The sequence below is a fragment of the Leifsonia sp. Y878 genome (genome assembly GCF_057669685.1).
Window position 1 is genome coordinate 461688 of record NZ_JBYHFS010000001.1, and the last position, 15900, is coordinate 477587.

The following is a 15900-nucleotide window of genomic DNA, read 5'->3' on the forward strand; positions in this document are numbered from 1 at the left end:
CTTAACCCCCGCAACACTGCTTCTGGCCGCGGTTCTCGCGTACCCGTTGTTCTATACGATCCAGATCAGTTTCTCCGAACTGGATCTGGCCACCTTCACTCCGTCGGAGTGGGTCGGTGTAGACAACTACACGAGTGTGTTCGAGAACGAGAACTTCGGAAACTCTCTCGTGATCACCGGCATCTACCTGGTGCTCGCGCTTCCGCTCCAGATGGTGTTGGGCTTCGGCATCGCTTTCCTGATGAACGCAGCATGGAGAGGGCGCGGCGTCGTTCGCGCCCTCTTCCTCATCCCCATGGTGGTGGCACCAGTGGTGTCAGGCGGAATCTGGAAGATGATGCTCGACCCGCTGTGGGGCGTGATCAGCTGGTTCCTCGGTTTGTTCGGTATTCCCCCGTTGGATTGGTTCGGAGATCCGGCACTGGCAATGATCAGCATCGTCGGAATCGACACGTGGCGATCAACGCCGTTTGTCGCACTCATCGCGTCGGCGGCACTTCTCGGACTGCCGAAAGACATCTTCGAGGCGGCGAGGGTTGACGGGGCCAACTGGTGGCAGACGCTGCGGTCGGTCACGCTTCCGCTGCTCGCTCCCATCATCGCCGCCACCTTCGTCGTTCGCTGGCTCGGTGCGGTCAAGATGTTCGACATCGTGCTCACGACAACGAACGGCGGGCCAGGCCAAGCCACCAACGTGGTCAACCTGTACATCTACCAACAGGCATTCCAGTCACTGAAGTTCAGCGAGGCATCCGCAATGGCCGTCATTGTTCTCATTCTGACCATGGCGCTCACCTTTGTATTCCTGTCTGTAAGCAAGAAAATGGAGGATCGCCTGTGAGCGCTTCACTAGCCGCACCGCAGCGCCGCCGACGGAAGATCGGTCGGTCAGTTCACATCTGGTCCGGTGTCGTGGTGTGCGCACTGTTCCTCTTCCCGGTGTTCTGGATGGTGCTCACCTCGCTCAAGAAGCAGCGTGACATCTTCACCACGCCTCCGACCTTCTTCTTCGACGTCACGTTCCAGCAGTATTTTGCGCCGCTCGCCAATGCCGATATTCCAGAGCGGATGCTCAACACCGTCATCATTGCCGGCGGCGCGAGCATCATCTCGCTACTGGTCGGCTCGATGGCGGGGTACGCACTGGCACGGTTGAAGATCCGAGGTGCAGCCACGATCGGTGTGCTGATCCTCGCCTCGCGTGGTGTTCCGTCGATCGCCCTGGCGGTGCCGCTGTTCATCGTGGCCCGCAATCTCGGTGTGCTCGATCAGCACCTCACGCTGATCCTCGCTTACTGCACCTTCATGATTCCGTACGTGATGTGGCTGATGCGTGGCTTCTTCCTTGCGCTTCCGCGAGAACTCGAAGAGGCGGCCATGATCGACGGATGCTCGAGGCTGGGAACGTTCTTCAGGATCATCGTTCCCATTTCGGTTCCCGGGCTCATCTCGACGTTCATCTTCAGTCTCATTCTCGGCTGGGAAGAGCTGCTCTTCGCACTCGTTTTGACGGGGCAGAAGGCCTCGACGATTCCGGTGGCTGTCCTGGGTATGGCGGCAGATACCGACAACGGAGCGAACTGGGGAGCTCTGGCAGCCGCCGGAACCCTCACCGTCATTCCGATGGTGCTGTTCGCCTTGCTCGTTCAGAAGTGGTTGATCAGGGGCCTCGCCGAAGGCGCCACGAAAGGTTGATGTACGACGTGGTTTCACCCGAATTGAATCCGAATCCGTTTCGTCGAGAGCGCGAGATCACTGAGCCAGTGGACCTGTGTCTGTCAGACGGTTCGCTGAACCCCGCCGCTGTGGGGTGGACCCGCCGTCCACTCCATCGCACGAATCTGCGGGGCTGGGGGCGTAACAAAAGATTTGAGTACTGGGCGATCACGACGCCCGACCACATTCTGGCGCTCAACATCTCGCAGCATGACTATCGAGCGAATGTCTCTGTAACGGTGATGGATCGCGTGAGATTCGACGAAATACGTCAGGGAGGCAACCGTTGGCTCCCGCGCAGAGGCGGACTGCAGGATCCGAGCGGTGCATCGGTTGCGCGCGGACGACGCGGAAGTACCGTGGTTGAGCTGACCGCCAACAGTCGCGGCACAGCCCTGCATGCGAGATCCGAGCGAATCCAGGTGGACGTGCAGGTGCTCGAACCGAAGGACCACCAGTCAATGGGTGTCGTTGTGCCGTGGAGCAGGCGCACATTCCAGTACACGCGCAAGAACAATTGCCTGCGAGTGGAAGGCACCATGGTGATAGACGGCGTGAAATATCGGCTCGAGCCAGACACAACCAGTGCCACCCACGATCACGGGCGCGGTCGCTGGCCGTATCGCACGTTCTGGAACTGGGGCTCGGGGAGTGGCTCGAGCCTCGGCCACGACATCGGTCTCCAGTTCGGCGGTAAATGGACAGATGGCACGGGGTCGACCGAGAACTGGTTGCGGCGGGACGGCGAGCTCCACAAGATCAGTGACGACCTGGAATGGACCTACGATCCGTCACACTGGCTCGAACCCTGGAGCATCACCGGGCCGACGGTGAACGTGACGTTCACACCGGTCCACCACTTCAGGAACATGTTCAATCGCTGGATCATCATGGCCAGAGCGGATACCTGCTACGGACATTTCTCGGGCGACATCACGCTGGAGAGCGGAGAGGTCGTGTCGTTCGACAACGTCTACGGGCACGTGGAGGACGTCGCGCGTCGCTGGTGACCCGGCATCCGTCCGTTGATCTGGATGGCCAGGCAGATCTGGATGGCCAGGCTCACCTCGTGGCTTAACGCGAACGGGGAAGGCAACTTTCGGTTGCCCTCCCCCGTTCGCGTTCATGCTTTAGAGCGTGTCGTTCCGCTCGGCCGTCTCGACGCGGGCGCCCGTTGCCGGGTCAACGCCGCTCCGGTTGGTGACAACTGAGCGTCGCTTTCGGGTGAGGAGGGCCAGACCAATGATGACGACGACGAGGCCAGCACCCATGAGGATGTACCCGATCAAGTCGAGGTCCACCCATTCGACCGAGACATTGACGGCGAACGTGAGGATCGCGCCGACCGCGATCAGGAAGATTCCCAAACCAATACTCATCGTGTTACTCCTCTACTTCAGTGGGGTCATGCTGTGCGATGGGTCATGCTGTTGACTCAGGAATGGCCGGTCATCGCCCACTTTGTCCGCGTGAGCCCGTGACAGGAGTGGCGAGCCGATAATTCCCGTGCCGAGCATAGCCGAGTTGATGCAGCGGCCGTGGCTGACCTGCGCGATGGACGTGCGATGGGGGCAGTGCGACGGCATCTGTCGCCGGGCGTGCAGATGAGCGCCCCGACGCTGTTTACAGGTGTGTCGTCACGTGTTCTTGTTCGTGGGGCGATGAACGATCAGCACCGGACACGCGGAGTGTTCGGCAACCTGTGAGCTGACAGAACCAAGCAACAGGCCAGAAAATCCGCCCAGTCCTCGACTGCCGACGACCAGCAGGTCGGCGGTCGCGCTCCGCGCCACCAGCACATCGGCGGGGGACCCCTGAAGTACCCGCGCTGTGTACCAGCTTGGCCACTCGGGTCCGAGGACTGTGTCGCTGACTTCCTGCAGGGCATGTTGGGCGTCGCGGTCTGGGTGCCAGGTTGTGGGAAGCGGCGCATACGACACCGGAAAGTTCCACACGGACACCGCTTCAACGCTTGACCCGAATTTTTGTGCGATTTCGATGGCGTGCTGCAAGGCCCGCACCGACCCGTCCGATTCGTCGATCCCGACGACGATGCTGGCATACAGGTTCGGTACCTCGTTGGGCAGCTGGAAATCACTCATTGCGTCGCTCCTTCATAACTTGCGGGCGTTTTTTGATCCTACGAATCTCGGAGAGTGTCGCTCAGGGGCGAAAGTTCCGTCGGTCGCCGCGCAGCGGCAGTGGGAGGGGAGCACAGCGTGCGGCCTATCGCCCTGCGATGATTGCGCCGAGGTCGCGGCCCCACCGCTCGGCGCGATCGCGCTCTCCGTCGATGAGTGGACCCTCGTAGCCGTGCACGCGGAATGACTCCTGCTTGATGGCGATGATGAAGCCGAGTTCTCTGAGCTCCTTCTTGGCGGCCTTGGCTGCAGAACCAGGCATCCGGGGCTTGTCCACCCTGGTGTCGAAGGTGGCTGCCGGTATGGCACTGCTGGGCGGGGTCACGTCAACGAGCCACTCCCGGATGCCACGCGTCGGCGCGCGTGGGGCCCCCTGCTGGGCGACAGCGTTCTCTCTCGTAGTGGCTCGCGTCATTGAGAACGCATGGGTGGGCCCGCCAACGACCACGAGATCGTAGGTGTCCACATCCTTCGGCGCAGCATCGGAGTCGACGACTTCAACGTTCATCGCATCGCTCAAGCCGGTGGCGATCGCCCGCGCTACCTGCTCGGTGTTGCCCCACAGCGTTTCGTAGACCACGAGCGCGCGCATGTCTCTCCATTCGTCGGATGTTGCGGTAAGGCTAGGCGGTTGTTCGGCTACAGGGAACCTCTGCGACGCTCGCACCGGGAGCTTTCAGGCGAGACCTGCCACAATCAAAAGCTGGTGATCCGCCGCCAACACCCTCGACGAAAGCCACTTCTCTATGTTCACGAGCATTCCCGGACTTGAAATCCTCGACGCCGACTCGCTTATTCGCTGGTTTGGCCCGTTTGTGCTCCTCGGAGTGGCCAGCATCATCTTCATTGAGACCGGCTTCATCGTGTTGTCGTTCCTGCCTGGCGACTCGTTCCTGTTCACCGTTGGGCTTCTCACCGCGACCGGGTTCGTGGATGTTCCTATCTGGGTAACGGCAGCGGTCGTCTTCATCGCGGCATTTGCCGGCGACCAGCTTGCGTACTACATCGGACGCAAGGCCGGCCCTGCGGTCTTCAAACGCGAATCGGGCCGATTCTTCAACCCGGAGAACGTTGAGCGCACCAATGCCTTCTTCGAGAAGCACGGCGGGAAGGCGCTCATCATGGCGCGCTTCCTGCCGGTGTTCCGTGCCTTTGTGCCGGTTGCTGCCGGCGTGGGCCGGATGCGCTACCTCACCTTCGTCTCGTACAACGTCGTCGGCGCCTTCCTGTGGGGTGTCGGCCTGACTCTCGTCGGATTCTTCCTGGGCCAGATCGACTTCGTCGCCGAGTACGCCGAGTACTTCATCATCGCGATCGTGCTCCTTTCAGGCATCCCGATCCTGCTGGAACTCAGCAAGGCTGCCCTCGCGAGTGTCAAGCGCCGCAAGAACCCCGCCGCCGTTGCCGCAGATGCGGCCGAAGCGGATGCTGTTGCCGCCTCGATCCCTGACCGCGAGCCGGTAAGCTGACCGAAACGGGAGCGTTGTCTTTGCCGGTGTCTCTGGTCTCGCACCCGGCGTAGTGTTCGGCACAGCGCGGTCGTGAAAATCTGAAGTAGCGTTCGCGATCCGTGAAGGAGACATCATGGCATCCGACCGCACGCCGCCAGCTAAAGTCCGGATGACCTCGCTGCGAAAGACTGCGCTTGTCGCGGGCATCCTGTACCTGATCACCTTTGTCTCGATCCCGACTCTCTTTCTCTATGTTCCGGTGCACGACCCGAACTACATCGTCGGTCCGGGCCCTGACACGGCTACCGTTGTCGGGGCGCTTCTCGAAATCATTGTGGCGCTCGCCGGTATCGGCACAGCTGTGGTGCTGTTCCCCGTGGTCAAGAGGCAGAATGAGGCGGTCGCCCTCGGCTTCGTCGGATCACGAATCCTGGAAGCCAGCACCATTTTCGCCGGCGCCGTCAGCCTCCTGTCGCTGGTGACATTGCGGCGGGCAGGGGTCGGAGCGGATGCCCTGATCACCGGGCAATCGCTGGTCGCGCAGTATGAGCGGTTCTTCCTCGGGCAGAGTCTCATGCCGATCGTGAACGCCCTCTTGCTCGGCTCGTTGCTCTACCAGTCGCGCCTTGTGCCACGGTTTCTCCCGATACTGGGATTCGTCGGGGCGGGCGTGCTCTTCGTTGCCCTCATCGCAACGATATTCGGCGTCATCGACCGGGCCTCAGCGTTGGCAGGGCTCGCCGCGCTTCCGATCGCGGCGTGGGAGTTCTCGCTGGGCGTCTACCTGGTCGTCAAAGGCTTCAGGCCGTCCCCGATCACAGCCGGGATGATCGCTACTGGCGCACCACGCGCATTCCGTGACGGCGAGGCCTGACCGGGGATAGCGACCGCCTGAGCGGTCGCAGCGCCTGCGCAAGGAGCAACGACCGGAGTCGTGCTCGTTCTGCGGCGTGCGCCCGGGCGATCGTAGCCCTGGTGCGCACGCGTTGCTAGGCTCCGCGGCATGGACACGCCGCTGGACGACCCGAAAGATCAGCACGTTCCCGCCGCCGACGCCGGGCCGGGGGTGACAGAAAGCTTCCGCGACGAGCTCGACAGCACGCGCTACACAGCGGTCGACGAGGACTGGGCCGGGCATCTCCCTGCGCAATACGGGGTCGCACCTCGAGTGAGGATTGGGCAGGATAAATGGTTCAATCTGCTGTGGTTGATTCCGCTCGGACTGCTCCTCCTGGTCATCGGTATCGCGGTGGCCAGAGGCATCCGTGACCTCCCTGCCGTGCAGGACTTCATGCGGCAGTATCCGGGCGCGTCTCCGCTCCCGGCCGGCGCGCCGGTCGGCTTCCCCGCGTGGCTGGGCTGGCAGCACTTCCTCAACCTGTTCCTGATGATCTTCATCATCCGCTCGGGGGTCACGATCATCGCCGACCACCCGCGGTTCTATTGGACCAGGCACTCCACACCAGGCAAGGACTGGTTTCGCGTGCAGAAGCCTGTGCCGGCCGATCCCCTGTACACGGCGAAGCAGGACTCGATCACCCTCCTCGACGGTGTCGGACTTCCCGGGCGCCGCCACTCCATCGGTCTGGCCCGCTGGTGGCACCTCGGAATCGACACACTGTGGCTGCTCAACGGGATCGTCTTCTACATCCTCATTTTCACGACAGGGCAATGGATGCGACTGGTGCCGCTCAGTTGGGACGTCATCCCGAACTCACTGTCCGTCGCGATCCAGTACCTCTCCCTGGACTGGCCACTGGAATCGGGCTGGGTCAACTACAACAGTCTGCAGTTGATCGCCTATTTCGTGACCGTCTTCATCGCAGCTCCCGCAGCGCTGCTCACCGGGCTCGGAATGTCACCAGCCCTGTCCACCCGCTTCCGCGCGATCAGCTCGGTGTTCAGTATCCAGGTCGCGCGTTCGCTGCATTTCCTCGTGCTGTGCTGGTTCGTCCTGTTCATCGTCATCCACGTTGCCCTGGTGCTGACCACAGGTGCACTGCAGAACCTCAACCACATGTATGCGTCACGGGACGACGAGTCGTGGGTTGGGTTCTGGATATTCGCAGCGTCGATGGTGGTCGTCATCGTTGGTTGGGTAGCCGCAACTCCATTCACGTACCGCCATCCGCGCGTGGTGCAGAGGGCCGGCTCCGCCCTGATCGGGCCGTTCGAGAGGTTGTTTGAGCACATCGATTCCAAACCGGGCCAATACACAGAGAAAGACATCTCCCCGTACTTTTGGCACAACGGCAAATACCCCGAAACCGAAGAATACAAAGAGCTCGAGGCCGGGGCCTTCGCTGACTACACGGTGCGAGTGAACGGTCTGGTCGAGAACCCTGTCGAGCTCAGTCTGGAACAGCTGCGCGCACTTCCGTACCACGAGCAGATCACCCAGCACTTCTGTATCCAGGGCTGGTCGGGGGTCGCGAAGTGGGGAGGGGTTTCGATGCAGTCCATCCTCGATGTCGTCAAGCCCAAGCCAGAAGCCAAGTGGGTCATCTTCTATTCGTTCGCGGTCGGCCCGGATGGCGGCCTCTACTACGACGCGCAGCCCATCGAGCACATGAGCTATGAACTGACGATGCTTGCCTACGACATGAACGACGACGCGCTTTCCTTTGGCCACGGCGCCCCGCTTCGCCTGCGCAACGAGGTGGAGCTCGGGTTCAAAATGGTGAAATGGATCAAGGGCATCGAGTTCGTTGAGCACTTCTCTGAGGTGGGCGGAGGGCTGGGCGGCTACAACAACGACCATGAGTTCTTCGGCTATCGCCAGTCGATCTGACGGTCGGTATTTTTCAGGCCTAGGCCGAATGCGCGTGCGTGACTAGGGTCGCTGTCAGACGGCGTCACGCTCGGGGTTCGCCGATTCCTCGCGCCGTCGCCCGCACGGAAGGGACACGGATCATGACAGCATCCACGGGAAGCGGCGGCTTCGGAACCGACGACGAAACGCCGTCGTACGCACGGCCGGGCGAAGCCACCATCACGTCCAGGCACCGGCTCGAGGCTGAAGGCATGCTGCCGGAAACGGCGTACCAGGTCGTGCACGACCAAACGATGCTCGACGGCAACTCGCGCCTGAATCTCGCGACTTTTGTGACGACGTGGATGGACGACCAGGCCAACAAGCTCTACTCAGAGTCCTACGACAAGAACATGATCGACAAGGACGAGTATCCGCAGACAGCGGCGGTCGAAGAGAACTGTTGGCGCATGGTCGCGAACCTCTGGAACGCGCCAGACGCCGAAGCGGCGATCGGGACATCCACTATTGGATCGTCGGAGGCCTGCATGCTGGGCGGGCTCGCCCTGAAACGGCGTTGGCAGATTGCCAGGCGTGCAGCGGGAGCGTCAACGGACAAGCCCAACATCGTGATGAGTTCGGCCGTGCAGGTGGTCTGGGAGAAGTTCTGCAACTACTTCGAGATCGAGGCTCGCTATGTGCCGGTCAGCGCCGAGCACCAGATGCTCGACGGATTCGAGCTCGACAGGTACGTCGACGAGAACACCATCGGTGTCGTCGCCATCATGGGTGTCACATACACGGGCGTATACGAGCCAGTGCTGAAAATCGCCGCAGCGCTGGACGCCATTCAGAAGCAGACCGGCCTCGATATTCCAATTCATGTCGACGGGGCATCCGGTGCCATGATCGCGCCCTTCCTGCAGCCAGACCTGCTCTGGGACTTTCGCGTCGACCGCGTGCACTCCATCAGTACCTCCGGACACAAATACGGCCTGGTCTACCCGGGACTCGGCTGGGTGGTGTGGCGTGATCGCGCGTACCTCCCTGAGGAACTGATCTTCAACGTCAGCTATCTCGGCGGAACCATGCCGACGCTTGCCCTCAACTTCTCTCGCCCCGGCGCCCAGGTGCTGCTGCAGTATTACCTTTTCCTGCGGCTCGGCATGAAGGGGTTCACGGCCGTCCAGAAGGAGACGCAGGATGTTGCACTGTTCCTCTCCGCCGGCGTCGCGAAGATCGGCGCATTCACGCTGTGGAGCGACGGATCCGACATTCCGGTCTTCGCCTGGCAGCTGAAGCCCGGCCACACAGCCAACTGGAATCTCTACCACCTCTCCGACCGACTGCGGATGAAGGGATGGCAGGTTCCGGCGTATCCGCTGCCCGACAACCTGGCCGACCAGACGGTGCAGCGAATTGTCGTGCGCAACGGACTGAGCATGGACATTGCCGCCGAACTTCTTGCCGACATCGAGAAGGAGACCGCATTCCTCGACGCGTTGTCGAGCCCGATGCCGGCTGAGGGCCAGCGACCCGGGTTCCACCACTAGACAGGCGTTGACTGGTCAGGTGTTGACTGGGCAAGTTTTGACTGGTCAGTTATTGACTGGGCAGGTATCGACCCGTGCGGTCTAGGGTAAGGATGTGCCCGCCGTGAACCTCGGATTGCCCACCCAGCGCGTCAGTGATGCGCCGGCATCCGGTGTGGCTCCAGCCATGGTCGGCAGTGTGGCCCCAACCATGGTTGGCAGACCGGATACCGCGGGGCTGGTTGACCGTTTTGGTCGCGTGGCACGCGACCTGCGGATCTCCCTCACCGAGAAGTGCTCGTTGCGCTGCACGTACTGCATGCCGGCGGAAGGGTTGCCTGCGATTGCGCGCGACGACCTGCTGACCCCCGCCGAGATCGCCCGCCTCGTGAGCATCGGCGTACACGACCTGGGCGTGCGCGAAGTGCGCTTCACCGGCGGGGAGCCCTTGATGCGCGCAGACCTTGCCGAGATCATTCAGTTGTGTGCGGATGCCGCCCCAGGCATCGACCTGTCGCTCACGTCGAACGGCATCGGGCTCGACCACCGCGTCGCCGGACTCGTCGCTGCCGGTCTCACCCGGATCAATGTGTCGCTCGATACTGTCGACCGCGATCACTTCGCATCGCTGACCAGACGCGACCGCCTGCCCGCTGTGATGGCCGGCATCCGGGCCGCACACGCCGCAGGACTCACTCCACTCAAACTGAACGCCGTGCTGATGCGCGAAACGCTTCCCGGCGCCGTCGACCTGCTCGAATGGGCCCTCCTCGAGGGCTGCCAGCTGCGTTTCATCGAACAGATGCCGCTGGATGCCGACCAGAACTGGGCACGCGACAATATGGTCCCCGCGCAGGAACTGCTTGATGTGCTCGGGGAGCGATTCGCCCTGACTGAGGTGGGCAGGGACGACCCGTCGTCGCCCGCCGAGGAATGGCTCGTCGATGGCGGACCTGCAACCGTGGGGATCATCGCATCCGTCACCCGCTCTTTCTGTGCGGCGTGCGACCGCACCCGCATCACCGCTGAGGGCACCGTGCGCTCCTGCCTGTTCAGTGACGACGAGACCGACCTGCGCCCGCTCCTGCGCGGCGGCGGCGATGACGCCGAGATCGCGCGATACTGGCGGGGAGCGATGTGGGGCAAACAAGCCGGACACGGAATCAACGCCAGCGGTTTCGTACCGCCGGAACGGAGCATGGGGGCAATCGGTGGCTGAATCAACGACTGTCAGGGTGCGCTATTTCGCGGCTGCCGCTGAGGCTGCCGGCCGCGAAGAGGAGCAGCTGACGCTGACGGATGCCACGCTTGGCGCGCTCCGCGCTGACCTCGAAGATCGTTATGGCGCTGCAATGGCGCGCGTGATGCGCTCAGGATCGTTCCTCGTGGATACCGTCGTCTGCCGGGATCCATCCCGGGCCATTTCGGCCACGGTCGACGTGCTGCCGCCGTTTGCCGGCGGCTAAGTCTGCTGCGCCCACACCGTGCGACCTCCTGCGTGCAGGAGCCGCAAACAACGTGCCCAACAATCCCTGTCACATCAGCAGTACCAACCAAGCAGTACCAACCAGCACGACTAAGGAGTAGCCAATGAGGGCAACGCCCCCCACCGCTGCGTCACAGGACTTCGCCCTGGACGATTCACCAACGGGCGCACTCGAGTGGCCGACTCGCGTGCCGTGGCGAGCCGTCATCGTCTTCGCGATTCTCGCATGTGGGTTGGCTTGGCTGGTCGTGCTACCCCTCTGGGTCTCCGGAGACGGGCTCAGTAACCCGCTGGCCGGACTGCTGCTGCCGGCCATGATGTTCACACCGCTCCTGGCTACGCTCGTTGTCGTCTTTTTCGTGCAGAAGCCGCGGCCGCGGCCCACCGCCGAATATCTTGGGCTGTGGCCGTTGCGACCGGCCGGTCGCACCATCGGGATGACTGTGGTCGGCATTTTCGGGAGCATCCTTATAGTCGTAGCGGCCGTGTTCCTGGCTGGAGCACTCGGCCTCGTCCAGCTTGATCTCGTTGAGTTCTCCGGGTTCGCGGCATCGTTGGGTGCCGTGAGCGCAGACCCGCTCTCCGTCTCGGTGGGGACAGTGGTACTGCTGCAGCTCCTCCTGGTGCCAATCGCCGCGGTCTTCAATGGGTTGTTCGCACTGGGCGAGGAGATCGGTTGGCGAGGCTGGCTGTTGCCGAGCCTGCTGCCGCTCGGAACCTGGCCAGCCCTCGTGATAACGGGAGCGCTTTGGGGTATCTGGCACAGCCCGCTGATTTTGCTTGGGTACAACTTCAGCCAGCCGAATCTTCTGGGTGTCGCCATGATGATCACAGGGTGCATTTTCTACGGCGTGCTGCTCGGGTGGTTGCGCCTGCGTACGGCCTCCATCTGGCCAGCCGTGTTCGCGCACGGTGCATTCAACGCTGCCGCCGGATTCTTGGCGCTGGTCATTGCCGTGAATTCGAACGCTGACCCTGTCGTGCTCGGACCCCTCGGCTTGGTTGCGTGGATCGTGATGGCCGTCGCAATCGGCTTGTTGGTCGTCACCGGCCAGTTCAAGAAGCAGCCGCACCTCGTGCGAGGGCCGCGTGCGGCGGCGACCGTCGCTCGGTAGCGCACGTTTTTTGACGGGAAACCGGCCGAGCACCTAGAACGGCGGGAGGCTGGTGTCCGGTTCAACCGAGACCAGGGCCGGAACCGGGACCGGAACTGGAACCGGAACTGGAACCGGAACCGGAACCGGAACCAGGATCGGCGCCGAGACCGAAACCGTAGGCAGAGCGGTTGGCCCGATCTCGTTCTCAGGTTCGGTGTCGTACTTGTTACCGGTTGGTGATGTCCAGTGCAGGATTCCGTCGTCTGCCTGGCTGACCTGCCAGCCGATTTCGTGTTTGTCGCGGTGGTTCTTCGCGCAGAGGCAGGCCATATTCGTCAGCCTTGTCTCACCCTGCTGCCCGTTCTCAGCGAACGGCACCGTGTGATCGAAATCGCTCTGCCTGGCCGCCCGATTGCAGCCGGGGAACCGGCAGGTGCCGTCCCGCAACTGCAACACCGTGCGGAGGCCGGCGGGTGGCCGGTAGCGATCCCGCCCCACGGACAGGAACGCTCCTGTCTCGGGGTGGGTGAGGATGCGGAGGAAGCTCGTCGCGTCGCCGACGAGTTCTTTCGCGGTGTCGAGGTCGATCGGTCCGTAGCCTTCCAGCACAGCGGGTTCGTCGCTGCGGCCGAGGAGCGTTAGCGCCGGAACCAGGATGGCGACGTCAGCTTTGATGCCGCGGCTGCCGCCACCGTTACCGTTGCCGGCGTCGAGGACCAGGTCAACGAACACATCAGCCTTCAGCTGGGTGAGAGTGCGGGACTCATCCGAACCCTGCAGGCTCATCGCGAAGTTCGTGATCCGGCTCACGATTGCCTGTCCTTTCGCTGCCGGCAGGAACGCGCTGACCCAGCACATGCCGTCTTTAACGGGTTCGAAGAACACCGCTCGGTCTGCGACGCTGCGCTCATGCCGAGCGGTGATGGATTCTGCATCGAGTCGTTCCCGCACCCGCCGGGTCTTCTGGGCGAACTTCGCCACGGTGAGACGGCCGGCATCGGGCAACACCGCGGCCTCCAAGGCTGCCGTGTTCTCCGGGGACAGCCCGATGCTCTGGTCGACGAGGGTGGTGGCGTGCCGATAGCTGATGTCCCCGGTCTGCAACACGGCCAGTGTCGCGGGCAGTGTGTGCACAAGAGCTTTACTGACGGCGATCGTCGTTTCCATGGTGCGCTCTGGCACTCGGAGCGCGCAGGCCAGTTCGGTGACGAGCAGTCGCTCGTTCGCCCAGGCCTGTTCCGCCTGGGGCACGGTGACCGGGGCGGTGGTCATGGACTCGCTGGTCAGGCGGGCCCGGTCGATCGCGATGGCCTCTTCCGCGGCGATCGTCGCGAGGCTCCGATGTAATCGGGCGGCCTCCTCGACTTCTCTGCCGAGTTGTTTCATGAGGGGGTTCATACCCTGAATTATCCTCGGCACCACTGACATTCTTACTGGCCGGAAACAGGTTCTGATCTGGATATTTGGCTGTGGATAGCTGTCGCGACGGGTGGCCTGTTGAGGAGCCTCTCTGGCGCCGGCTGAGAGGTCTCGAGACGCTCGCTGGCGCTCGCTCCTCGACCGCCGGGGAGGTGGGTTCAGGAGGAGGAAATGTGACACGCCGCGTGCGGGTGGCGCGGGACATGGGTGTGACGCAAAAACGCCTCCTGACGTGACATCGGGCGGCGCGGCGCGGGCTGGGCTGCGGATAGTCGCGGTATCTCAACCTGCGGGGTAGAGCTCCACGTCGTCGGGTGAGAAGCTGAGCGCGATCGGCACTCCCGGTGCCAGGTCGAGGTCGGCAACACGGCTCGGTTGCAAGTCAGCGGACAGCCACTCCGTGCGCACCCGGATAAGGTCGCCGCGCGGCTCAAGATCATGCACCGTGCCGATGATTGTATTGCTGAGGGGATCCTGCTGATGCTCATCGCCGGCCTGATGCTCGGGTACCCGCTCCGCAGCACCACGTGGCTGCATTGAGGGCGGGAACGTTGCGGGTTGTAGCGTCGGTGCGGGCTGTAGCGCTACCGGGGGATTCAGCCTCGCAGGTTGCGGCCGCGACACCCGTACAGCGGTCGGCCGCAGCGCAGCCGCCACCGGTTCTCCCAGCGCTCCGGTGGTGCCGGCGGCCGCGGCGATCTCCACGCCGGCAGCGGTGACAAGACCTCGAGCGGTGCGCCGACCCGTGAGCAAGGTCAAGCCGACCAGCTCCGCGGTGAAGGATTGCTTCGGCCGTTCGAGGACATCGCGCGTGCGCCCCTCCTCGACGATGGCACCGTCGTTCAACACGATGACACGGTCGGCCAGCAGGAACGCATCGAGCGCGTCGTGAGTGACGATGATCGTGGTGCGGGAAGCGGTGACCTGGCGCAGCATCCGTCGCAGTGTCACAGTGGCCGTGACATCGAGCGCCGCGAACGGTTCGTCGAGGAGCAGCAGGCTCGGCTCCGCGGCGAGTGCCCTGGCGATGGCAACGCGCTGCGCCTGCCCGCCGGAGAGTTCGTGCGGACGCCGGTCGGCGAACTCCAGACTGTCGGTCTCCCTCAGCCACCGATCTGCGCTCACGGCCGTGGCAGCGCGGGACTGGCCCGCGCTACGTGGCCCGAACGCGACGTTGGCGTGCACGGAGAGATGCGGAAAGAGCAACGGTTCCTGGGCGAGCAGGGCGACTCCGCGTTTGTGCGGGGCCAGCCAGCGGGTCGCTCCCGCCTGCTGGTCGAAGAGAACGGTGCCGTTGAGGTCGGCTCGTCCCGAATCGGGCCGGAGCAACCCGGCGATGAGTCCGAGCAGCGTGGACTTGCCTGCTCCGTTCGGCCCGAGCACGGCGAGCGTTTCGCCGGGCTGGACCGCCAGGGACATATCGAAGCCGCGGGCGGCGAGGCTGGCTTCAAAGCTGAGACTCATAGCAGGGCGCCTGTTCGTGCTGGTCTGCCGGTGAGGCGCGACCTGCCGGGTTCGGTCGCGCCGTGGGCAACGACCACGACGACCAGGGCCACCACAACGAGCACCAGGGAAAGCGCGACGGCGGCATCCGGATCGGTCTCTCGCTGCAGGTAGATCTCAAGGGGCAGTGTGCGCGTGACGCCTTGCAAGCTGCCTGCGAACGTGAGGGTGGCGCCGAACTCGCCCAGCGCCCTGGCAAACGACAGCACGGCCCCCGACACGAGGGAGGGCATGACCAGGGGCAATGTCACCCGGCGAAGTACGGTGGTCGGGCGCGCGCCGAGCGTGGCCGCGACCGCCTCGTAGCGGGTGCCAGCGGTGCGGAGCGCGCTTTCGAGGCTGAGCACCAGGAACGGCAGCGCGACGAAGGTCTGCGCGAGGATCACGGCGGTCGTCGAAAAGGCGATCTGGATGCCGAGCACCTCGAACGCTCCGCCGAGCAGGCCGCGCCGTCCGAACAGGTACAACAGCGCAAGTCCGCTCACAACGGGCGGCAGCACGAGGGGGAGCAGCGCGAGGGAGCGCACGATGCGCTGGCCGGGGAACACGGTGCGGGCGAGCACCACCGCCATCGGCACGCCGAACACGATGCAGAGCGCGGTCGCCACGAGCGACGTGCGCAGGCTGAGCTGCAACGCGGCAACGGATGACTCAGACGTGATCAGAGGGATGAACTGGGTCCAGTCAACGCGGGTGACCAGAGCCACCAGGGGGAGCAGCACGAAGAGAGCGCCAACGATCGCAACGCCCATGATCCAGCGCGGAACGGTTCTTGGAGTGCTGAGCAGTGCGGTCATGTGTCA

Annotated in this window: 16 protein-coding genes; 10 read left to right on the forward strand and 6 right to left on the reverse strand. The window is 63.4% G+C overall.

The features are described from left to right. Nucleotides 1-46: 46 nt before the first annotated feature. The 3 genes from AC25Y4_RS02135 to AC25Y4_RS02145 are packed head-to-tail and all read left to right on the forward strand — an operon-like array spanning nt 47 to nt 2726. Nucleotides 47-841, forward strand: a complete 795-nt coding sequence (locus AC25Y4_RS02135) for a carbohydrate ABC transporter permease (protein ID WP_488118719.1) — start codon at nt 47-49, stop codon at nt 839-841. Next, nucleotides 838-1695, forward strand: a complete 858-nt coding sequence (locus tag AC25Y4_RS02140; RefSeq protein ID WP_488118720.1) for a carbohydrate ABC transporter permease — start codon at nt 838-840, stop codon at nt 1693-1695. The genes AC25Y4_RS02135 and AC25Y4_RS02140 overlap by 4 nt, the downstream gene beginning before the upstream one ends. Next, nucleotides 1695-2726 (forward strand): DUF2804 domain-containing protein, encoded by a 1032-nt coding sequence (locus AC25Y4_RS02145; protein ID WP_488118721.1) that lies wholly within the window; start codon nt 1695-1697, stop codon nt 2724-2726. Before AC25Y4_RS02140 ends, AC25Y4_RS02145 begins: the two co-directional genes overlap by 1 nt. 120 nt (nt 2727-2846) lie before the next feature. Here the strand turns inward: AC25Y4_RS02145 and AC25Y4_RS02150 are convergent, their stop codons facing one another. The 3 genes from AC25Y4_RS02150 to AC25Y4_RS02160 form a co-directional block, all read right to left on the reverse strand. Continuing rightward, on the reverse strand, nt 2847-3095 hold the full coding sequence (locus AC25Y4_RS02150) for a DUF6458 family protein (protein WP_488118722.1): 249 nt from the start codon (nt 3093-3095) through the stop codon (nt 2847-2849). A gap of 258 nt (nt 3096-3353) precedes the next feature. After that, entirely contained in the window at nt 3354-3818 is a 465-nt protein-coding gene (locus AC25Y4_RS02155) for a universal stress protein (protein WP_488118723.1), read from the reverse strand. 124 nt (nt 3819-3942) lie between these two features. Continuing rightward, complete coding sequence (locus AC25Y4_RS02160; protein ID WP_488118724.1) at nt 3943-4449, reverse strand: flavodoxin family protein; 507 nt, start codon at nt 4447-4449, stop codon at nt 3943-3945. A 154-nt stretch (nt 4450-4603) separates the two neighbouring features. Here AC25Y4_RS02160 and AC25Y4_RS02165 point away from each other — a divergent pair, with 154 nt between their 5' ends. The 7 genes from AC25Y4_RS02165 (at nt 4604) to AC25Y4_RS02195 (ending at nt 12193) form a co-directional block, all read left to right on the forward strand. After that, a complete protein-coding gene (locus AC25Y4_RS02165; protein ID WP_488118725.1) occupies nt 4604-5326 on the forward strand; it encodes a DedA family protein in 723 nt (240 codons plus the stop codon). A gap of 115 nt (nt 5327-5441) precedes the next feature. Further along, a complete protein-coding gene (locus AC25Y4_RS02170; protein WP_488118726.1) occupies nt 5442-6182 on the forward strand; it encodes a DUF4386 domain-containing protein in 741 nt (246 codons plus the stop codon). A gap of 129 nt (nt 6183-6311) precedes the next feature. Beyond that, nucleotides 6312-8099 (forward strand): molybdopterin-dependent oxidoreductase, encoded by a 1788-nt coding sequence (locus tag AC25Y4_RS02175; protein WP_488118727.1) that lies wholly within the window; start codon nt 6312-6314, stop codon nt 8097-8099. Nucleotides 8100-8221: 122 nt separating this feature from the next. Then, a complete protein-coding gene (gene gad / locus AC25Y4_RS02180) occupies nt 8222-9613 on the forward strand; it encodes a glutamate decarboxylase (RefSeq protein ID WP_488118728.1) in 1392 nt (463 codons plus the stop codon). A gap of 94 nt (nt 9614-9707) precedes the next feature. Further along, nucleotides 9708-10811: a GTP 3',8-cyclase MoaA gene (gene moaA, locus AC25Y4_RS02185; RefSeq protein WP_488118729.1), complete on the forward strand. Its 1104-nt coding sequence runs from the start codon at nt 9708-9710 to the stop codon at nt 10809-10811. Beyond that, nucleotides 10804-11058 carry a MoaD/ThiS family protein gene (locus AC25Y4_RS02190; protein WP_488118730.1) on the forward strand — a complete coding sequence of 85 codons (255 nt, stop codon included), beginning with the start codon at nt 10804-10806 and terminating at the stop codon, nt 11056-11058. The genes moaA and AC25Y4_RS02190 overlap by 8 nt, the downstream gene beginning before the upstream one ends. A gap of 124 nt (nt 11059-11182) precedes the next feature. Continuing rightward, on the forward strand, nt 11183-12193 hold the full coding sequence (locus AC25Y4_RS02195; protein WP_488118731.1) for a CPBP family intramembrane glutamic endopeptidase: 1011 nt from the start codon (nt 11183-11185) through the stop codon (nt 12191-12193). 33 nt (nt 12194-12226) lie between these two features. On the opposite strand, the gene AC25Y4_RS02200 is transcribed toward AC25Y4_RS02195, so the two are convergent. The 3 genes from AC25Y4_RS02200 to AC25Y4_RS02210 all read right to left on the reverse strand — a co-directional run bounded on the left by AC25Y4_RS02200 (nt 12227) and on the right by AC25Y4_RS02210 (nt 15894). Beyond that, entirely contained in the window at nt 12227-13573 is a 1347-nt protein-coding gene (locus AC25Y4_RS02200) for an HNH endonuclease signature motif containing protein (protein WP_488118732.1), read from the reverse strand. 303 nt (nt 13574-13876) lie between these two features. Further along, nucleotides 13877-15058, reverse strand: a complete 1182-nt coding sequence (locus tag AC25Y4_RS02205) for a sulfate/molybdate ABC transporter ATP-binding protein (RefSeq protein ID WP_488118733.1) — start codon at nt 15056-15058, stop codon at nt 13877-13879. Further along, nucleotides 15055-15894, reverse strand: coding sequence for an ABC transporter permease (locus AC25Y4_RS02210; protein ID WP_488118734.1), 840 nt, complete (start codon nt 15892-15894; stop codon nt 15055-15057). The genes AC25Y4_RS02205 and AC25Y4_RS02210 overlap by 4 nt, the downstream gene beginning before the upstream one ends. Nucleotides 15895-15900 lie beyond the last annotated feature (6 nt).

What these genes read in the sequence shown, in the direction of transcription:
- AC25Y4_RS02145 (WP_488118721.1), top strand. Translation starts at nt 1,695, where the DNA reads ATGTACGACGTGGTTTCACCCGAATTGAATCCGAATCCGTTTCGTCGA.
- AC25Y4_RS02150 (WP_488118722.1), bottom strand. Translation starts at nt 3,095, where the DNA reads ATGAGTATTGGTTTGGGAATCTTCCTGATCGCGGTCGGCGCGATCCTC.
- AC25Y4_RS02155 (WP_488118723.1), bottom strand. Translation starts at nt 3,818, where the DNA reads ATGAGTGATTTCCAGCTGCCCAACGAGGTACCGAACCTGTATGCCAGC.
- AC25Y4_RS02160 (WP_488118724.1), bottom strand. Translation starts at nt 4,449, where the DNA reads ATGCGCGCGCTCGTGGTCTACGAAACGCTGTGGGGCAACACCGAGCAG.
- AC25Y4_RS02165 (WP_488118725.1), top strand. Translation starts at nt 4,604, where the DNA reads ATGTTCACGAGCATTCCCGGACTTGAAATCCTCGACGCCGACTCGCTT.
- AC25Y4_RS02170 (WP_488118726.1), top strand. Translation starts at nt 5,442, where the DNA reads ATGGCATCCGACCGCACGCCGCCAGCTAAAGTCCGGATGACCTCGCTG.
- AC25Y4_RS02175 (WP_488118727.1), top strand. Translation starts at nt 6,312, where the DNA reads ATGGACACGCCGCTGGACGACCCGAAAGATCAGCACGTTCCCGCCGCC.
- gad (WP_488118728.1), top strand. Translation starts at nt 8,222, where the DNA reads ATGACAGCATCCACGGGAAGCGGCGGCTTCGGAACCGACGACGAAACG.
- AC25Y4_RS02195 (WP_488118731.1), top strand. Translation starts at nt 11,183, where the DNA reads ATGAGGGCAACGCCCCCCACCGCTGCGTCACAGGACTTCGCCCTGGAC.
- AC25Y4_RS02200 (WP_488118732.1), bottom strand. Translation starts at nt 13,573, where the DNA reads ATGAACCCCCTCATGAAACAACTCGGCAGAGAAGTCGAGGAGGCCGCC.
- AC25Y4_RS02205 (WP_488118733.1), bottom strand. Translation starts at nt 15,058, where the DNA reads ATGAGTCTCAGCTTTGAAGCCAGCCTCGCCGCCCGCGGCTTCGATATG.
- AC25Y4_RS02210 (WP_488118734.1), bottom strand. Translation starts at nt 15,894, where the DNA reads ATGACCGCACTGCTCAGCACTCCAAGAACCGTTCCGCGCTGGATCATG.